This window comes from Saccharopolyspora sp. NPDC000995, from assembly GCF_053599315.1.
Genome location: NZ_JBSFLZ010000080.1, coordinates 18062 through 34067, shown reverse-complemented (window position 1 = coordinate 34067; position 16006 = coordinate 18062). Strand labels below are relative to the sequence as shown.

Below are 16006 nucleotides of genomic sequence, written 5' to 3'. Positions count from 1 at the left end.
GTGGAACAGCCACCCGCTCGACCGGACCCGCACCAGCCACCTCGCCCGCCTCGAACTCAGCCTGGCAGCCTAAACCAATTAACCACCAGGATCAGTACCACTCGCCGGGTTGCCACTGCACGCACGTCGGCCGCGCCCCGGTACGGCAGTACTCGGCAATGGCCTCGCGCACCCTCTCCAGCGGCAAGGACGCTGAGGCCGGGAACCACAGATCACCCACCGGATCGAACAACAGGGCCGGAATTTCCTCGGTGGCCTCGGGGTTGAGCGAGTCGACCAGGACACCGTCCGGGGCTCCGGGATGCATGTAGTTGAGCGCGCCCCACCTGGTGGTTCGGTTGGTCGTGATGCGCAGGCGTCCTCGCGGGAACTCGTGAATGCTGCCGTCGTCGGACTGGCGGCAGGGACGATCCCACACATATATCTGCGAGTACTGCAAGGGTGCTTCGGTGACGATCGCATTGACGAGGTTGCGTACTTCGTCGGGAGCCTGCGCGTAACGGAACTCGTGGCCAAGGATGCCCGTCACCACAGGCAGCACCTCGGTTTTCATGGTCTGGCCTCTCCCTGGATCTCAATCGGTCGATCGCGGCCCGGTGTCCACACCATGAGCACCGAACCACAGGGCAGGATCGCGCGCACTGCCGCTTCGCAGTTCTGGTCACCGGGGCACATGCGATTGTTGACGACTACGACGCCGTACGTCTGCCCCGATTCCTTCATCATTTCGGCGTATTTTGCCTCGACGTGGGTGAACACCGCTGGGGCGCCGCGACTGTCGGACGGCGGAAACACGTCGGAGTTGTGCAGCGTCAGCCGCACGCGCTCGGAGATGTCCTCCCGGCCGCTGGTGATGCGGAACTCGGTGCCGTCGCGGTCGTAGCCGAAGCCTGTTGTCTGTCCGCCTTCCCAGCGGGGTAGTCGGTTGCGCGCCTGCTCGACCCACCGTCGGTCGTGGGCGGCGTCTGTAGGTATCCGGCCCGCAGTTGAGGGATGTGCTGCGCTGGGCGGGGTTTTGTCGACCGCCTGCTGGACTTCCAGACCTCGGCGGTAGGTGGTGATCAGCTCGATCACGCAGGTTGTCGCCTGGTAGGCGTGGATCAACTCGTCGCTGGTCGGCTCCACCGCCGCGAGGACTTCCAGGGCCGCCGGGTCGGCGGTGCCTTCCAGTGCGGACCCCAGGACTCCACCGGCTTCATCGCAGGCGTCCTGTGCGGCGGTGAGAAGGTCGAGGGCGGCCGTGATCCGATCAACCACCTGCGCCAACGCCTGATCGAGATCACCGACCGCCGACACTTCGCCCTCCTCTTGAAGTCCGCCGCGCCGGATAGCGTGGCAGGTCCCCCCGGCGCGATGGGGCCGGTTGCGGCGCACTGCCGCTCGTCGACCCAGCTACGGCCGCCATGTCGGGTCGGCCGTTCCGCGCCGGGGGGCTGGGGTGGATGGCCAGACGACGTCGGGGGGCTTGCGTCGCCTGACCATCCGCGTACCTGGCCGACCTGTAGGCAACGGCGCAGGCACGTGGTTGCGGTGGGAACACCGGTCTGGATCGGCAGCGGCATTCCCACTGGGTCTATAGCTGCAGCAACGCGGCGAGCAGCCGCCGCAGCATTCCGGGGTGCCGTGCCATGGCTTCCCGGTCATCGACCGGCAAACCAGACTCGACCAGTGGCAGCAGCCGGGTTTCGTCGAGGGCGAGCGCATCGGCGAGATCTCCGCGCATCTGCACGGTGCGCGGCTCGCGCAGCCGGTGCCGACCATTACCGCGCGTCTCCGCATCCACCCGCGCAACCAGGTAGGCGACCGTCAAAGCACCCTCGCCGCTACCCGCGTGCTGCGCCGGGGCGTAGTAGAACGTCGCCCACAGCGCGAGCCCGCCAACGCCGAGCAGACCGCTTGCCACCAACGCGGCGATCATCGGCCTGTCCTATCGCCGTCGATCACGCGCGGCGGAACATAGCTCTTGCACTGGTCCCTGATCGTGTCGACCAGCTCGGACAACAGCTGTTCGCCGTCCAGCAGATCCTCATCCGTCGCACGTCCAAAGAGGACCGCGTTGGATAGGTCCTTTAGCGCGACGGCCGCGTTCGTCAACAACTCGGCGAGTTTGACTGCCCGGTCGGCTTCCGTCGCGTTCATATCGCACTCGCGGCGGGTGACGTCGGTGTCTTAGCGAGCTCGTGAGCCTTGTCGTTGCAGGTCCGGCACGTCTCCCACAACCACGCCAGACTGGTGTTTTCCGCTGCCAACTGGTGACCGCACAGGGTGGCCACCACGAATCCGTTGGGGTAGCCCTCGTGAGGTCTGGTGTCGGTGCTTGCGTGCCGCAGGCCACCAGAAGGAACCCAATGGAACGGGTGAGGTCGGTACATCGTCACCCCCGATAGCTCGTGGACTGTTACCGATCAGCATGGTTGCTGCGGTAACACGGAAGCAATGCTTCGATAGGGTGATCGAGTTTTGCCGCCAAATCTGCCTACGATTGCAGCGTGGCCGGAAACAGTGGGAAGACACCAAAGGCACGCGCACTGGGCGCTGAGCTGCGCGAAGCACGCGAATCGGCAGGACTCAGTCAGCGGAAGGTGGCGGCACTGGCAACAATCTCGAACGCGTCGCTATCACGCTACGAGACCGGGGATCGGGTACCCAGCCCCGAAGATGTGGCGAGCATCCTCACTGCGGTGGGCGCCGGTGCCGCCGTGCGTGACCGGCTGGTCGAGATGGCTCGCAACGCCGCAGAGCCCAACTGGCTGCTCGCCGGTGCGAGCGGCACCCGTACAGAGCTCACGACCCTGATCGAGTTCGAACGGACCGCGACCCGGATCGTCGAAGTGGCTCCGATGCTGATCCCGGGTCTGCTACAAACTTCCGATTACGCCCGCACCATCATGTCCGGTCTGCCTGCCCACGAGCTCGATACCTGGGTGACGATGCGAGTCGGTCGGCGGGACGTGCTGACGCGCCGCAACCCGGTCCAGTTCGATGCCATAATCGCCGAACACGTGCTGTACCAACCGATCGGCGGCCCCAGCGTCATGGCCGACCAACTGCGACACATCGCCAAGATGGCCGAGCTAACAAACGTTTCCGTACAGATCGTCCCCAGTAGCACGCAGACCTGGCACCTCGCGCTCGAAGGTGCGTTCATCCTCTTCCAGTTCCCGAAAGCGTCACCGATCGTTAACCTCGAACACTTCCGGTCATCTGCGTTCCTCTACGACGACGGGGACATCCACGACTACGCCCAAGCGGGGGATAGCCTCCGGCAAGCGGCGATGAGCCCAGCCGACTCACTGAGGCTCATCGCCCGCAGTGCCGAGTTGATGGAGGAACAGAGTGACGGTACACCCGACTAACTGGCGCAAGGCAAGCTACTCCGGCCAGCAATCCGCATGCGTCGAGATTGGCAGCTTCGGCGACGGCGCCGCAGTCCGCGACACCAAGGACCGGGCCGCCGGATACTTCACAACCACCACCGACCAATGGTCGGCGTTCATCGCCTCGATCAAGAACGGTCGTTACGAGGCCTGACAGCACGGCAGCGCGCCCGCCTGGTGTCGGTATCACCAGGCGGGCGCTGCTGTACGTGCGGACGCTCTAGAACGCCATCCGGTCAACGTCGACCACGCGGCAGGTGATCGCGTCGGGGCGGCTTCCGAGCATGGTCGACGCGTCCCACCCAGACAGCTGCGCCGACTGCCCAGCTCCCAGCTCGTTGCGAATCGCGTAGATCTCGCTTAGGCGGTTACCGGCAGGATCGTCAACAGCGATCACCACCCAGTAGCTTGCCGACCGGTCCAACGAGTTCGTGATGGTCAGGTTGGCCTCGGCGGTGGTGGTCCCGTATTCGGTGCGCGCGCTGCAGCCGGACAGGTTCACGTCTTGCACGGCGTCAGGCGTCTCCGTGCCAGGAATCACAGGGGTGCCGCCGTTGGCAACGCCGTTCGCGAGCCCCGAGATTTCCTGCAGCTCGCTGTCAAACCTCTGGATCGCGTCGACCATCATCGCGACACCCACGATGCCGAGCGCGGCCACGCCGACGCCCAGCCCGGTCGCAGTCCACGTCATGACGCGGTTGGTTGCGGCTCCGCGGCGCACCCGGCCGACGCCGAGCAGGCCGAACAGCACTGCCAACGCGCCGAGGATTAGCGCGATGAACCCCGTCAAGGGGATCAGGCCGAACACGGCTCCGACGATCGCCAGGACAAGCGCGGTGATGCCGAAGCCGTTGCGTGGCGCTGGCGCGTGATCGCCAGCGCTCGGGGGCGTGGTGGGGGTCTGACTCACGTCGTCTCTCCGATTCTGTGGTCAGCACCCGTTTGTGTTTTGAGACCTCCACCCTTCGGCGGGGGCTACGCGTCCCAGACAGTTACCGCGGCCCGCTCCGCTCACGACACCTGAACCACCCGAAGACGACAACCTTCGCAAACCGACCGACGCTCCGTGCAGCCGCACCTTCTCACGCGAATGAGCTTCACCCAGATGACGGTCGCTGATCGCGCTGGCCACGAGCGGCCAGTGCGACGGTGGGGGGTGGCGGCGGGGCTCCGGGTTGGCCGCTTACCGTAGAAGGGTGCGCCTGAAGTTCTTGCTACGACCCGGTTGGCTCGGCCTGATTGCGCTGGTCGTGGTGTTCGCGTCGCTCTGCTTCACGCTGCTGGCACCCTGGCAGTTCAGCCGCAGCGACGAGGCCCTAGCACGCAACAACGCCATCTCCGAGTCGTTCCACGCGTCGCCGAAGCCGCTGGCGGAGGTGCTGCCCGCTGGCCAAGTGCCGGACCAGCGGACCGAGTGGTCGCAGGTCATGATGCACGGCCGGTACCTGCCGGAGGGCGAGACGCTGGCCTGGCAGCGCACGGTGCTCGGCGAGCCCGCCCTCGAAGTGCTGACCCCGTTCCGGCTCGACGACGGCACGACGGTGCTGGTCGACCGTGGCTTCATCCGCCCCGTCAACGGCACCCAGGCGCCGGACTACGCGACCGCGCCGACCGGTGACCTCACGCTCACCGCCCGAGTCCGCACCGACGAGCAAGACAGCAAGCAGCGCCCGCTGTTCGACCACGACGGGCACCGCTGGGCCTACGCGGTGAACGCGCAGACCATCGCGAACGGCACCGGTATCGCACTGCGGCCGGGCTACCTCGCCCTAAACGAGGGCCAGCCGGGCGTGTTGGAGGCATTGCCGCTGCCGCGCCTAGAGTCGGGACCGTACTTCTCGTACGCGCTGCAGTGGATCGCGTTCGGCATCATGGCGATCATCGCGATCGGCTACCTGGTGTACTCGGAGCTGCGCACCGACGCCCGCCCGGCCTGGCGAAACCGAACCGACGCGGATGGCACGGCGGACGAGCCCGCCGACGGACCGGCCCCGGGTGGCCGAGCCAACAGCGGCGGCCGCCGCAAGGTGTCGGTGGCCGAGGCGATCGCGGAAGAAGAACGCCGCGAACGCGAAGCAGCGGCACGAGAATCCGGCGAGACGACCGAGGAAACCGCCGCCACCACCAGCGGCGGCGGCGAAGCCCCCAAAAACGAACCAACTCACCAAGCCTGACCCACGACGCGGCGTCAGCCTGGTCCCCGACTCCACGCAGCCGGGGAGCGACGGTCTCGGCGGAGGGCTCGGGTCAGGGCGTAGGCCGCCGTCAGGACTCCCGTCACCGTGCCGATCACCCGCGAGAGCTCGACGCTTCGGGTCACGTCGCCCGCGTCCGCCGTGCGGCCCTCTCCCAGCACCGGGCGCTGCTCCACCACGTGGCCGTACACCGTCCGGCCGCCCAGGCGGATCTGCAGGGCACCCGCGAACGCCGCCTCGACCTGCCCGGCGTTCGGGCTCGGGTGGGCCGAGGCGTCCTGCCGCCACGTCCGCCACGCCCCGCTCGCCGATCCGCCGACCACTGGCGCGCACGCCGAGGTCAGCACCGCCGCGAGCCGGGACGGCACCAGGTTCAGCACGTCGTCCAGGCGCGCCGAGGCCCAACCGAAGTTGCGGTAACGCGGCGAGCGGTGCCCGACCATGGCGTCGAGGGTGTTGGCCGCGCGGTAGCCGATCAGGCCCGGAACCCCGGCGATCGCTCCCCACACCAGCGGCGCGACCACCGCGTCGGAGGTGTTCTCGGCGACGGATTCGACGGTGGCGCGGGCCAGGCCTTGCCCGTCCAGCACCGCTGAGTCCCGCCCGCACAGGTTGCGCAGCCGTGCTCGTGCGGCATCGATCTCCCCGGCGTCGAGCATCCTGGCCATCGCGGTGCCCTCGTCGGCCAGCGACGAGCCGCCGAGCACCGCCCAGGTGGCCAGGCCGGTGACTGCGGCTTCCAGTACGGGGCTGCGCCGCGACAGCCGCTGAGCGAGGACCCCGATCCCGAACGTGCCGCCGACCAGCAGGCCGGTGTAGGCGATGCCAGCGATCCGCTGATCCCGGTGCAGCGCCCGCTCGACTGCCTGCGCGGCCTTGCCGAAGATCGCGACCGGGTGCCCGCGCTTCGGGTCGCCGATCGCCGCGTCCGCGGCCACTCCGAGTAGCAGTCCGACCGCCCGTCCCGCGCTCACCGGTGCCGTTCCTCCAAATCGGTCTGGTGCGAGTCAACCCCTCCGGAAGCCCGCGGCAACGGTAGGCGTTCTGCGTGGTGATCGGCCGTGATTCCGTCGCCGGATACCGCCGCCCGAGCGGCTCCCGGGTCCGGGCGCACCACGGGTTCGCAGGCCCCCCGCACCTCGCAAATCTCCCCGGAACGCTACCCGTGGGGCCTGTGGGACCGGCCACCGCATGCCAGGTGACCGGCCGTGTCGGCACGACCGGATATCGTGGCGGACCGTGACGGCCCCGGACCACGATGCCGACGTGCTGCGCGCGGGCGTCGCGGGAACCACCGCGACGGACGCGCCGGCCACGCAGGCTCCCGAGCAGACCCGCGACGGCGGACAGCGCCTGCAGCTCTTCGCCTACCTGCAGGCACCCGAGCACCGCACCTATCTCGCGATTATGCGGCTGTTCACCTCGACGCTGCTGGCCGACCTGTCCGCCGGCGAGGTCGGCGCGGCGCTGGCCGCGGCCGAACGCGAAGGCAGGGTGGCGGCTGGCGAGTCCGATGTGGACACTGCCATCGACCGACTAAAGCAGCTGGTCAAGTGGGGCAACCTGGTAGTTGGCCGCCGCGAGACGATCGCGTCGAGCATCGCTGAGTTCCAGCACGGCAGCGTCCGCTACCAGGTCAGCAAGCTCGCGGTCCGGGTGCAGCGGGACGTCGACGCGCTGCTGCGGGTTCCCGAAGGCGCCCGCGAGGTCTCGCGCGAGTTGCTGCCCGCCATCGACCGCGGGTTGTCCGAGATCGGCGCGGCGCTTTCGGAGGCGTTGGCCGCGCAACTCCGCGACCCGAGGGCTAAACCCGCCCGGCAGGCCCGGGAGCGGCTCGCCGAGCAGGTCACCACGGTGTTCCTGCAGCACGCCGAGCTCGCCGCCACCGTCCGCGACTTCTACGCGTACCTGGGCCAGGTCGTGACCCGCCACCAGCTGGCGCCCGAGGAGATCTCCGGGTTCCGGAACCTGCTGGTCGAGTACATTCAGATGGTCGTCGAGGACGTGCTGCGACACACCGCGACGATCGCCGGTTCGCTGGCTGGGCTGGCCGGGGTCCGCAGCGAGCTGCTCCGGCTGCTGGGCCCGGCCGACCAGTTGGGCATCGACGTGGAGCGCGCCCGGGGCCGCACCGCCGCGGACTGGCACGAGCTGACCGACTGGTTCGTCGACTCGCCGGGTCGGCCGAGCCAAGTCGCCGCGCTGCGCGAGGCCACCGCCCGCGCGATCGGCTCGCTGCTGGCCAGCGTCAAGCGCGCCACCTCCGGTGGTGGGCTGGTGCCGGGGCGCCGGGGCGAGCTGCTGAAGCTGGCGAGGTGGTTCGACGGGGCCGACGAAACCAGCGCCCACCAGGTCTATTCGGCTGCTTTCGGCCTGCATTCGACGCGGCACCTGCTGCCCGCACCGGATTATGACAGCGACAACGACAAGGTCGCGTGGCGCGACGGCCCGGTCCTCGACGTCACGGTCAGCGTGCGTAGCCGGGGTGATCGCGGGGCGCGCGGCCGGACTTCGCGGGTGCTCGACGACCCGATGACCGAGGAAGCCCTGCTGGCGCAGGCACGTCAGGCCGACGAGCGGCGCTCCGCGGCGGTCGCCGAGCTGGCCGCGGCGAGTTCACAACTGGCCGAGCGGAAGCTTTCCCGCGATGCGCTCGGCGTGCTGTGCGAGCTGTTGACGCTGGCGATGGCGCAGCGCGAAGGTTCCGACGATTCCGGCACGGCCCTCGACCCGGTGCACCGGCTGCGCGTCACGGTGCGCCCCGAAGCCGGTCGGGAAACCCGGATCTCCAGCACCGCAGGCACTTTGACGCTACGCGACACCGCGCTGGAGGTTTCCGGCGACGGAGCCATACCCGAAACCCCAGAAACCGTGCGGGGAGCCGCTCGATGATCTCAACCTTCGAAGAACTCCCCGACATCGATGCGGCGAACGTGGTTCGCTGCGCCCGCGTGCTGCTGCGTCGGCCGCTGCTGCACCCCGGCGGACCGGACGGCGATCTGCTGCCGATGATCTACCGCCAGCGAGTCGTGCTCCAGGAGGTGTTCTCCTCGCTGCTGGGCTACCGCCTGGTGGTGGAGCGGCGTTTCGCACGGCTCTACAAGTCCGGGCCGGGCGCGGACGCCACCCGCGGTGAGTCGTCGCTGTCACCCCGCAGCTACGCGTACCTGGCGCTGACGCTGGCCGCGCTGACCGGCATCGGCCGCCAGGTCCTGCTGTCGCGGCTGGTGAGCGACGTCCGCGCAGCCGCCGTAGAGGCCGGTGTCCAGGTAGTCGACGACCCGGCGGATCGGCGCGCGCTCACGGCAGCGCTGCGGCAGCTGGTGGCGCTCGGTGTGATCACCGAAACCGAGGGCTCGGTGACCGCCGAGTCCACCGCCGAAGCCTTGATCACCATCGACACCGATCTGCTTGGCCAGCTCATAGCCGGGCCGCTCGCCGAGGCCGACAGCCCCGAGCAGCTGGTCGAGCTGGCCTCCGCGGCCGGGCCGCGGAACCTGGAGCACGCGGTGCGGCGTCGGCTCGTCGAGGACCCGGTCGTGCTATACGATGACCTGCCGACCGAGCAGGCGGCCTGGCTGCGCGAGCACGTGACGAACGAATCCCGCCTGCTGGAGAGGTTTTTCGGCTTGGTCGGCGAGTGCCGCGCGGAAGGCGTGGTGGTCTGCGATCCGGAGGACTACCTCACCGACCTGGTCTTCCCCGGCCCCGGCACGGTCGCGCGCATCGCGCTGCTGGCGCTGCCGGAATTGCTCGGCCGCGCGGAACCGGAAGGGTCCGGCAAGCACCCGGTGACCTGGCAGGATTTCACCGGCGTTTGCCAGGACCTAGTCGACTCCTACCCCGCCGCGTGGTCCCGGCAGGCCACCGAGGACCACCAGGACCTGGTGCACTCGGTCGTCGCGCTGCTGCGCCGGCTCGGCCTGCTGCAGGACCACGACGGCCGATGGCTGCTCAGCCCGGCGGCGCACCGCTGGCTGCCGCAGCCGGACGCCACTCCGGCCCCGGGCCGGGAACCGGAACCGGCCCCGGAGCCACCGGGCTGGTCGTTGTTCGACGAGATGACGGTGTTCGACGAGATGCAAGAGGACGGTCCGCGGTGAGCGCAGACAGCACGGAATCGGTGCCCACCGCCAACCGCTGGCGGCTGCACCGCGGCGGGATCGTCAACATCTGGCAGTACGCCGAGACGACCTTCGACCTGGGCGGCGGCCGGGCGATCTTCCAGGGCACCAACGGTTCCGGCAAATCCCGCACCCTGGAGCTACTGCTGCCGCTGTGCCTGGACGGCGACCTTCGGCAACTGGGTTCGAAGGGCTTCGACACGGTCAGCATCCGGCGCCTGATGCTCGACGAGTACCCGGGCGGGCCGAACCGGATCGGCTACGCCTGGATCGAGCTGCACCGCGAAACCCCGGGCGGCGGCGCTAACGGCGGAACTGAGGAATTCCTCACCTGTGGCATCGGGGTGAAGGCGTCCAAGACCTCGCAGTCGATCAGCGATTCGTGGCGGTTCATCACCGGCCGCCGGGTCGGCATCAACCTCCATCTGGTCGGCACGGACCGGGTGCCGCTGGGTTCGGCGCAGCTGCGCGAGCTGCTCGGCGCCGACTGCATCCTCGACGACCAGGCGTTCCGCGCGAAGGTCGCCGCATCGGTCTACGGCGTGCCTGCCGCGCGCTACGGCGACCTGCTGCACCTGCAGCGGACGCTGCGCAACCCCGATGTCGGCCTGAAGGTCTTGGAAGGGCAGCTGGAGCAGCTCCTGTCGGACGCGCTGCCGCCACTGGACCCGGGCCTGATCGAGCGGCTGGCGACCTCGTTCGACGACCTGGAGTCGATCCGGGAGAACATCGTCCGGTTGACCGGCGCGGACAAGGCGCTCACAGCATTCCTGTCCACCTATTCCGGCTACGCATTCGGCGCGTTGCGCGACCGCGCCGAGGCGATGCGCACCGCGCAGGAGAAGCTTCGGGCGCTGCGCAAGGAGCTGACCGGCTTGGAGAAGCAGGTGGCCGGCAAGCAGCACGATCGCGAAACCGCGCAGCAGACGATCGTCGAACTGGAACAGCGCGAGGCCGAGCTGGAATCCAGCATCGACGCGTTGCGCTCCCACCCGGCATATTCCGAGCTGCAGAACCTGCGCGACCGCGAGCGGCTGGTGGAAAGCTCCCGCAGCGCAGCGGTGTCCGCGCTCGACACGGCGAACAAGCACCGCGCGCAGGAGCACCGCTCGGTGGAGTCGGTGGTGGGCATGCTGCGCCGATTGACCGGTGACACCGAGGCGGCCGGGCAGGCCGCGGCCCGCGCGGCCCAGCAGCTTTCCACGGCTGGACTGGACGGGTCGCTGGTGCCGCGACCACCGGCGATTCCGGCCGCCGAGGTGCAGGCCGAGCAGGCGCGGGTGCGGACCTCGCCGGAACCGGACGCGGAGCCGGTGCCCGTGGAGCGCTACGCCGCGCCCCAACTGGACACCAATGCGCTCGCCGCGGAATTCCGCGCGGCGGTGAGAACTTCCGAGCAGGTCTCGTCGGTCGCCCGGCAGCGTTCGGCGCTGACGCTCGCGCTGCATCAGCAGTCCCGGGAGCTGGACGCGGAGCAGGAAAAGGTCACCGAGCTCCAGCGGCAGGCGCGGCAGGCGCAGCTGACCGCGACGGAAGCGGCCGGGCGGCGCAACCAGGCGCAGCAGGAACTCTCCGACGCCGCAGCGGTGTGGGTGGAACGCGCGCAGAAGTGGGCCGCCGAGTGGCCGTCCACTGTGGATGACCTGCTGCCGGAGCCGCCAGCCGTCGAGGACCTGGTCGGTGACCGTTCGGCGACCCGGCAGGCCCGCGAGCAGGCACGTCGCTGGGCGAAGCCGCAGCTGCACGAAGCGCGCCGGCAGGTGGCCGAGGTCGAGCAGGAAATCGCCGAGCTCCGCAAGCGATCCCGGTCCCGCGAACAAGAACTCGCCGAGCTCCGCGCCGGGCACGAGCAAACCCCGAGCCGCCCAACCTGGGCCGACGCCGAGCGAGACGCCAGCCAGGGGCGGGCCTTCTACGAGCTGGTGGACTTCCAGCCGTCACTGGGCGAATCCGACCGGGCCGGGCTGGAGGCAGCGCTGCAGGCCAGCGGGCTGCTCAACGCCTGGGTCACCGCCGACGGCGCAGTGCCCGGCCTCGCCGACCTCCTGGCCGCCCCCGCGGAGTCCCGCTCCGGCGGCACGCTGGCCGAGCTGCTGTCCCCAGCGGCCGAGGCCAAATGTCCGGTACCGCCGGAGCGGGTCGCCGCCCTGCTGGCCTCGGTGTCGATCGACGGCGGTGCCGGACTCTCCGTGTCGGTCACCGGCGCCTGGGGCGCCGGGGTGCTCTCCGGCGCCTGGCGCAAGGAGACGGCGGAGTATGTCGGCGCGGGGGCCCGCGAAGCGGCCCGAGCCCGGCGCATCACGGAGCTGGAGGAAGACCTCGCGCGGCTGCGCGCCGAGATCGGCGAAGCCGAGCGGCGGCACCGCGAGGCGGGCGAGCACGCGGCGGACCTCGAGCAGCACGTCGAGTCGTACCCGGACGACAGCGACCTGCTGACCTCACACGCCAAGCTGGCCACGGCGATCGAGGCCGCGGCGGATGCCGACGAGAAGGCCGTGCAGCTGCGCGAGCAGCACGAGAGCGCCGATCAGCGCTGGCAGGCGTCGCGGGCCGAGCTGGTGCGCGCCGCGGGCGAAGCCGACCTGCCGGCCGAAACGCAGGTGCTCGACACCGCCCACCGGGCCGCCGTCGACGCCCGCGCTGGCATCGATGCGCTGCGCGAAGCGATCGAATCGCGCTGCCTGCCGACCCTCACGGACCTGCGGGACCTCTCGCTGCACCACGACGCGGCAGTGGTCGACCGGATGGAGGCCGAGTCGCAGGCCGAGCGGCGCTGCGCCGAGTACGCGGAGCAGGCCACTGGCCTCGCGGAGCTCACGTCCGCCGTCGGCGGCGAGGCGCAGCAGATCGCCGACAAGGTCGGCGCTTTCGAGCGGGAGCGCGTCGAGCTGCGCGAGCAGCTGCCGCAGGCGCGGGAGAAGATCAGCTCGCTGCGGGAGTCCTCAGCGCGACTGGAAACCCAGCTAGAGCACAAGCAGTCCCAGCTCGCGGGCCGGGAGCAAGACGCGGCGGCGGCGACCGACACGTTCCGGCAGGTGCTGCGCATCCCGGGCCTGTGGTCGGCGGCGGGCATCGCCGACACCACGCCGGAGGACCTCGACGAGGCGGCGGGCCTGCTCGCCGAGGCGGACCGCCGGGGCTCGACGGAATCCACCGTGCTCAGCCGCCTGCAAACCCTGCAGCACTCGTTGAGCGGCAACTACGACATCACGGCCGCCGACCAGCACGGCCTGCTCACCGTGACCGTCACCGGCGAGGAAGGCCCGCAGCCGGTGGCCGAGGCCGCGCGCCGGGTCGGTGAACGACTCGCCGAGCAGCGCGGTTACCTCAACGAGCGCTACCAGTCGATCTTCGCCGACTACCTGATCCGCGACCTCGCGGAGCGGCTGCGCGGCCAGGTCGGCATCGCCGAGGACCTGTGCAAGCGGATGAACGAGGTGCTCGACGGCGCCCGCTCCAGCCAGGGCGTGCACGTCCAGCTGGAATGGCAGCCGTCGGCGGCGCTCGGCGACGATATCAAGCAGGCCATCGAGCTGGTCCGCACCCCGTTCGCCAACCGCAGCGACGACCAGGACGCGCTGCTGCGCCGGGTGTTCACCGATCTGATCGAGTCCGAGCGGGACAGCACCTCGGGCGGCTACGCGGAAATCCTGACGCGGGCGCTGGACTACCGGTCGTGGTTCGCGTTCACCGTGCGGGTCCGCGACACCGGACCGGACGGCAAGCCTCGCGTGCGGCGCCTGCGGCAGCTGTCCTCCGGCGAGACGCGGCTGATCTCGTACGTGACACTGTTCGCGGCGGCAGCGGCGTTCTACGACGCGGTCAGCGTGTCGTCGGATGGGCGCGGGCCGCTGCGGCTGGTGCTGCTGGACGAGGCGTTCGAGCGGCTGGACGATCCGACGATCGCGCGGATGCTCGGCCTGCTGGTTGACCTCGACATGGATTGGCTGATCACCTGGCCCAGCGGCTGGGGCGTGTCCCCGAAGATTCCGAAGATGCACATCTACGACGTGCTCCGGCCCCGCAGCGGCCACGGCATCGCCTGCACCCACACGACGTGGGACGGCGCCGCCCTCGACCGCGCCGACACGTGATCTTTCCGGGATCAACGGCACCCTCGAGCGGCTATGCCGCGCAAGGGTGTTCCTCACCCCGGTCCAGGCGAGGTGAACGGCACCTTTTGCCAACTGCGTTGGTAGAGCGTGCCCTTCACACTGCACACTTCTGAGTGAATGGGGCGATCTGACGTGGGTGTTGAGGACGACGTCCGTGCCGTGTGGGGCGTTGAGCCGCTGCGCGGTTTGTGGGCGCAGGCACGGGACGCGCTGGAGGCCGCGAAGCCCCCGGCGACGTTCCGGTTGGAGCTGCCCGATGCCGAGACCCAGCGAGCCGTCGGCGAGCTCTACGGCCGTCCGATGTGGGGTCAGGGTACGCGGATCAGTGTGTCCAAATTGGACGAAGCGGTCCAGCGCAGCCGGTTCGCATTGGGGCTGGCGGAAGTTCTGGAGATCCTGCACGAGCGGCCGTTGGCGCGGCGCGAAACCGCGGCGCGGGACGAACGGCGCGAGCGGACCGCTGGGACGCTGCGAGCGGCGCTGGCTGAGCGAGGACTGGCGACGGCCGCATGGGCGGAGCCGTGGACGCAGTGGCTCCAGCAGTACGGGCGAGTCGGCGACGACGAACTCCCGGACGTCGCGCGGCGCGCGGCGAAGGCTCTGAGCGCGCTAGCGCTGGCGGACCCGCCGGAGGCGTGGACGTCGCGTAGCAAGCTCGCGGCGAGTGTTAGCGGAGCGCATCAGCTCGACAACGGCACGGCGTTGAGCCGGGTTGTGCTCAAGGCCGCGGCGCTGGCGCACGGGGTCGAGACACCAGGCAACGAACGCCAGCGTCGGGCCTTGTGGGAGCGCTGCGGCGTCACGCTCGATGCCGTGTCCGCGACCATTCTGTGCTGGGCCTTGCCGCTGATCGGCTCGGACGACTGGTCGCATGGCGTCCGGCAGCGCACCGCACTGGGTCTACCGACGCACCTGACCCACCTCGACCTGCGCGTCGCCCCGTCCGCGCTTGTCGAGGCGGGCACGGTGATCGCCGTGTGCGAGAACCCACGAGTCCTCGAATCGGCGGTGGAAGAACGCATCGCGCACCCCGTGGTGTGCGTGTCCGGCCATCCCACAACGGTTGCCGTGACGCTGCTGCAGCGCCTCACCGACTGCGGTGCCACGCTGCACTACCACGGCGATTTTGACTGGCCCGGCATCGGCATCACCCGATCCCTCTTAACGCACCACAACGCGCATCCATGGCGCATGTCCGCCGCCGACTACCGCGAAGCCCTCGACAGGGCCGCGGCAACCCGCACCGACCTGCCGAACCTCGTCGGCACCCCGCTCGAAACCCCCTGGGACCCCCAACTGGCGGAGCTGATGGCCACGGCGGCCAGAGCCATCGAAGAGGAAACGGTCCTCCTCACCCTCCTGACTGACCTCCGCACCGGGCTTAACACCTGAACGCGGCAGGTCAGGACCCGTAAGCCTTTCTTGATGCCAAAGATGCGTTTTTGATCTTGCGCCTGTGAAGCGGCGCCTCCGCTTAGTCCGCGCTTAGCCCACCCAAGTGAGTTTGCACCACCGCGGATTCTCAGACCGTGCTCTCCCCAGCCGGGGATCTTGGCGAGGCCAGTCCCCGAAGCCCCGTATTGGTCATGCACAAATCGGGGACCTCCCAGCCCAGAGTGCGTCTGTGGTCCCGTACCTGCACCGCCACGCAAAACGAGCCTCGAACAGGCTACTCACGGCACGCTAACTGCTGAAACGTTGGTACATGACATGCAGGCCGACGTAGCCGCGGGTCGGGTGGTGGAACGCTTCCGGGAGGGTCGTCGCGATCTGCATGCCAAGCGAGCGCCACAGGGCCACCGCTCGGACGTTGGTCTCGACGACCGCGTTGAACTGCATCGCCCGGAAGCCGTCCGCTCGCGCTTGGTCCAAGACGTGGCGTCCCAGCGCTCGGCCCACGCCGCGCCCCGAGCTGTCCGGGGCGACCATGAAGCTGGCCGTCGCGACGTGCGCCGCCGGGCCCTCGTGATTCGGGCCCGACACCGCCGTGCCCAGCACCCGACCGCCATCGTCGACGGCTACGACCGTGCGGCCCGGCCGGGCCGGGAACCAACGCTGCCTGGCCAGCTGCTCGTCGATGTCGCGATCCCAGGAGAACGTCTCCCCCACAGCCACGATCTCCCGCATGAACGGCCAGATCTCCGGCCAGTCGTCCCGGCAGGCCACGCGAATCCGCATGGGCCGGAAGCTACACG

15 protein-coding genes are annotated in these 16006 nt (G+C 69.6%); 7 read left to right on the top strand and 8 right to left on the bottom strand.

The features are described from left to right. Positions 1-91: 91 nt before the first annotated feature. The 5 genes from ACWDKQ_RS23615 to ACWDKQ_RS23595 all read right to left on the bottom strand — a co-directional run bounded on the left by ACWDKQ_RS23615 (position 92) and on the right by ACWDKQ_RS23595 (position 2372). Positions 92-553, bottom strand: coding sequence for an Imm1 family immunity protein (locus ACWDKQ_RS23615; RefSeq protein ID WP_450140925.1), 462 nt, complete (start codon positions 551-553; stop codon positions 92-94). Beyond that, positions 550-1296: a DddA-like double-stranded DNA deaminase toxin gene (locus ACWDKQ_RS23610; protein WP_450140924.1), complete on the bottom strand. Its 747-nt coding sequence runs from the start codon at positions 1294-1296 to the stop codon at positions 550-552. Before ACWDKQ_RS23610 ends, ACWDKQ_RS23615 begins: the two co-directional genes overlap by 4 nt. Before the next feature lie 277 nt (positions 1297-1573). Next, entirely contained in the window at positions 1574-1918 is a 345-nt protein-coding gene (locus ACWDKQ_RS23605; RefSeq protein WP_450140923.1) for a hypothetical protein, read from the bottom strand. Then, complete coding sequence (locus ACWDKQ_RS23600; RefSeq protein ID WP_450140922.1) at positions 1915-2139, bottom strand: hypothetical protein; 225 nt, start codon at positions 2137-2139, stop codon at positions 1915-1917. The genes ACWDKQ_RS23605 and ACWDKQ_RS23600 overlap by 4 nt, the downstream gene beginning before the upstream one ends. After that, complete coding sequence (locus ACWDKQ_RS23595) at positions 2136-2372, bottom strand: zinc finger protein (protein ID WP_450140928.1); 237 nt, start codon at positions 2370-2372, stop codon at positions 2136-2138. Before ACWDKQ_RS23595 ends, ACWDKQ_RS23600 begins: the two co-directional genes overlap by 4 nt. A 117-nt stretch (positions 2373-2489) precedes the next feature. Here ACWDKQ_RS23595 and ACWDKQ_RS23590 point away from each other — a divergent pair, with 117 nt between their 5' ends. Beyond that, positions 2490-3356: a helix-turn-helix domain-containing protein gene (locus ACWDKQ_RS23590; protein WP_450140921.1), complete on the top strand. Its 867-nt coding sequence runs from the start codon at positions 2490-2492 to the stop codon at positions 3354-3356. Beyond that, positions 3337-3531 (top strand): DUF397 domain-containing protein, encoded by a 195-nt coding sequence (locus ACWDKQ_RS23585; protein ID WP_450140920.1) that lies wholly within the window; start codon positions 3337-3339, stop codon positions 3529-3531. The genes ACWDKQ_RS23590 and ACWDKQ_RS23585 overlap by 20 nt, the downstream gene beginning before the upstream one ends. A gap of 66 nt (positions 3532-3597) precedes the next feature. Here the strand turns inward: ACWDKQ_RS23585 and ACWDKQ_RS23580 are convergent, their stop codons facing one another. Continuing rightward, a complete protein-coding gene (locus ACWDKQ_RS23580; protein ID WP_450140919.1) occupies positions 3598-4287 on the bottom strand; it encodes a DUF4190 domain-containing protein in 690 nt (229 codons plus the stop codon). Between the two features lie 286 nt (positions 4288-4573). On the opposite strand from ACWDKQ_RS23580, the gene ACWDKQ_RS23575 reads away from it, so the two are divergent. Further along, positions 4574-5551, top strand: a complete 978-nt coding sequence (locus ACWDKQ_RS23575) for an SURF1 family cytochrome oxidase biogenesis protein (protein WP_450140918.1) — start codon at positions 4574-4576, stop codon at positions 5549-5551. Positions 5552-5565: 14 nt separating this feature from the next. Here ACWDKQ_RS23575 and ACWDKQ_RS23570 read toward each other — a convergent pair whose 3' ends face one another. Next, positions 5566-6546: a cobalamin biosynthesis protein gene (locus tag ACWDKQ_RS23570; protein WP_450140917.1), complete on the bottom strand. Its 981-nt coding sequence runs from the start codon at positions 6544-6546 to the stop codon at positions 5566-5568. A 265-nt stretch (positions 6547-6811) separates the two neighbouring features. Between ACWDKQ_RS23570 and ACWDKQ_RS23565 the strand changes: the two genes are divergently transcribed. The 4 genes from ACWDKQ_RS23565 to ACWDKQ_RS23550 all read left to right on the top strand — a co-directional run bounded on the left by ACWDKQ_RS23565 (position 6812) and on the right by ACWDKQ_RS23550 (position 15203). Further along, on the top strand, positions 6812-8464 hold the full coding sequence (locus tag ACWDKQ_RS23565) for a DUF2397 domain-containing protein (protein WP_450140916.1): 1653 nt from the start codon (positions 6812-6814) through the stop codon (positions 8462-8464). Beyond that, a complete protein-coding gene (locus ACWDKQ_RS23560; RefSeq protein WP_450140915.1) occupies positions 8461-9675 on the top strand; it encodes a TIGR02678 family protein in 1215 nt (404 codons plus the stop codon). The genes ACWDKQ_RS23565 and ACWDKQ_RS23560 overlap by 4 nt, the downstream gene beginning before the upstream one ends. Continuing rightward, complete coding sequence (locus ACWDKQ_RS23555; protein WP_450140914.1) at positions 9672-13790, top strand: TIGR02680 family protein; 4119 nt, start codon at positions 9672-9674, stop codon at positions 13788-13790. Before ACWDKQ_RS23560 ends, ACWDKQ_RS23555 begins: the two co-directional genes overlap by 4 nt. A gap of 153 nt (positions 13791-13943) precedes the next feature. Continuing rightward, entirely contained in the window at positions 13944-15203 is a 1260-nt protein-coding gene (locus tag ACWDKQ_RS23550; RefSeq protein WP_450140913.1) for a TIGR02679 family protein, read from the top strand. Between the two features lie 291 nt (positions 15204-15494). Here ACWDKQ_RS23550 and ACWDKQ_RS23545 read toward each other — a convergent pair whose 3' ends face one another. Continuing rightward, positions 15495-15989 carry an N-acetyltransferase family protein gene (locus tag ACWDKQ_RS23545; RefSeq protein ID WP_450140912.1) on the bottom strand — a complete coding sequence of 165 codons (495 nt, stop codon included), beginning with the start codon at positions 15987-15989 and terminating at the stop codon, positions 15495-15497. Positions 15990-16006 lie beyond the last annotated feature (17 nt).

Excerpts from the sequence above, each read along its gene's own strand:
- ACWDKQ_RS23600 (WP_450140922.1), bottom strand. The coding sequence starts at position 2,139 with ATGAACGCGACGGAAGCCGACCGGGCAGTCAAACTCGCCGAGTTGTTG.
- ACWDKQ_RS23545 (WP_450140912.1), bottom strand. The coding sequence starts at position 15,989 with ATGCGGATTCGCGTGGCCTGCCGGGACGACTGGCCGGAGATCTGGCCG.
- ACWDKQ_RS23595 (WP_450140928.1), bottom strand. The coding sequence starts at position 2,372 with ATGTACCGACCTCACCCGTTCCATTGGGTTCCTTCTGGTGGCCTGCGG.
- ACWDKQ_RS23605 (WP_450140923.1), bottom strand. The coding sequence starts at position 1,918 with ATGATCGCCGCGTTGGTGGCAAGCGGTCTGCTCGGCGTTGGCGGGCTC.
- ACWDKQ_RS23615 (WP_450140925.1), bottom strand. The coding sequence starts at position 553 with ATGAAAACCGAGGTGCTGCCTGTGGTGACGGGCATCCTTGGCCACGAG.
- ACWDKQ_RS23560 (WP_450140915.1), top strand. The coding sequence starts at position 8,461 with ATGATCTCAACCTTCGAAGAACTCCCCGACATCGATGCGGCGAACGTG.